The 2047-nt window shown below is 38.3% G+C and carries 2 protein-coding genes; both read left to right on the top strand.

Features of this window, described 5'->3' with window-relative positions; all coding sequences use genetic code 11:
* The first annotated feature begins 598 nt into the window (after window positions 1-598).
* Window positions 599-1051 (top strand): hypothetical protein, encoded by a 453-nt coding sequence (locus C9J40_RS21695; protein WP_107247965.1) that lies wholly within the window; start codon window positions 599-601, stop codon window positions 1049-1051.
* 81 nt (window positions 1052-1132) lie between these two features.
* Entirely contained in the window at window positions 1133-1561 is a 429-nt protein-coding gene (locus C9J40_RS21690) for a hypothetical protein (protein WP_107247964.1), read from the top strand.
* Window positions 1562-2047: the final 486 nt, after the last annotated feature.

The following is a 2047-nucleotide window of genomic DNA, read 5'->3' as shown; positions in this document are numbered from 1 at the left end:
GTAATTATCTATTAATAGTAGGCTTTCCGCGCCACTATATCAATCGACCATGGCTCTCGAACTTCAGAAGAGTTAGCTCAGAATTGTCCATTCGAGCTAGCTTCCACGGCTAGCTCAGAAATGCCCCATTCCTACTTAGTGCTTTTACTCGTTCATGTCGTATTCACGTGGTTTTGGATTAGTTTTATTTGCTGTGTATATCAACAGTTACAATGAAACGTATTGATTTTAGCGCTTGAGTTCCGTTTTTAATAAGACTTATTAAATACATTTCTTACTTTTCACATTCTCTAATAAAGTGTTGGGTGTAAAAAATTGCTGTTAACTTCATAATATGTAACGATTATATCGAGTATGATAACGAAGAGGTCATCGGGTAGAGATGGAGTTTCTGGGCCGTTAGGCTTATATATTGATAATTATCTCCTCGATATTTTTGTAGATAACAATGAAGCAATCAGATTTTATGCTGAAAAATATCAGGATGATGGCTCTTGTGAAGGGCGATAGTAGAGCTGTTAATTGTTCACTTGCTCTATTGAATGATGTCAGCTCTTAGTATTTTGGGGAACTCGAATAATAATGGATGATTAGAGAAATGAAGTTTCGTAAAGAGTACTTTTTTGTGCCTATTCTACTAATGTCAGTGGTTGGTATTTCTAATCACAACACCAACGATGACAAAGGTTCTCAAGAGCTACGTTCTCTTTTTCGAAGTGACGTAAATGCGGAATCTGAGTATGTGGTTATATCGAATGAAAACATAGAGTTAAAGAAAACAGGAAAGCTTGGGCGCTTTTATCGCTGTATTTCTGTCTTTGATTTATTTAGAAATACATTCCGCCATACAGTAACGACGGTCGATACTTCTTCAAAAGTAACGAGTCAAGACAGAGGTAGTTTTGAGTTAGAGATTGGAGGAAGATTGGCGCTCAAATTCCAAACTATCAAAGGAGAAGCTTACAAAATGTTTTATGTTTCTGATGGGAGGTCTACTATGATGGCAATTAATTGTCCAATTAGTTACTTAAATACTAATGTTGGGGATTGAATACTATCAGACTAAATAAGCTAAGTATAAAGTTCACATACAAATAGTTATGCAAATGAGCTTACAGGGAAGTAAATAGAAGTGAAAAAAGGTGATAAAGTATTTTATACTTTTTTAGTTATTATAGTTTTAGTTAATTTTTACATATTCAGGGGTAAATGGAATGACGACAGATTTTCACAGATAGAATCTCTAAGTGCTAATTCAAACTACAGTGCGCCACCTTATGCCGAAAAATATGGCGTGGCTTTACACGGAAAGTTAGGTGCCATGTACGATTGCTTAACGAAATATCGTTTGACAAGTATTAGAAGATACACCAAAGGCAAAGTAGGTCCGTCGGGGGGTATTGATATAAAGGTTGATGAGTATGAATTGTACTTAGGTTTCAATGATGGTGAAGTAGTTACTTCTACTCTAAAAAAGTATAACCATAGAGGTGAGTTTGAGTATGTAACTAGATCGGTCGCTGTGAATTGCGATATCGAGTTGCTGAATAAATTAGAGTAACTGAACTAATATTATGCCTCCCTTATTTTTCCTAATACCTACCAGCCCGAATACAGCAGAGTCCCTAACTCGTTTCTGTCCGTGCGACCTGAAGTCGTATGAAGCGTTGTTCACCGCTTTATGAGTGAACCGTCTGTATCACCAGATGAACCTACGAGCCTGAATAAAGCAGCGGCTCGGACAATGTAACGAAACTTGGCCGTTGGGCTGAGTGGGAAAAGAATCGTGAGAGGACGTTCCTCCTGAAAACCACAAGTCGGGTGAGTGCTAGGTAGTCAGTATGATGAACGTATGTGAATCCATCCAAGGTGCGTTATGTGATGAAGCAGCGGAAGTGGTTAATACGCTGTGGCCAAAATGGCAATGAGAGTCGGAAAGAAGTTGGACAGTATTCTTTCGTGATCGCAGTACTCTCCGCACTATAGTGGGCATCTAAGCTGACATTTTACGTGACATACGGAACAGGGTAAGCCTGTATCATTCCCT

Source organism: Photobacterium sp. GB-72 (genome assembly GCF_003026095.1).
Lineage (GTDB): Bacteria > Pseudomonadota > Gammaproteobacteria > Enterobacterales > Vibrionaceae > Photobacterium.
This window is presented reverse-complemented; position numbering and strand designations above follow the sequence as displayed.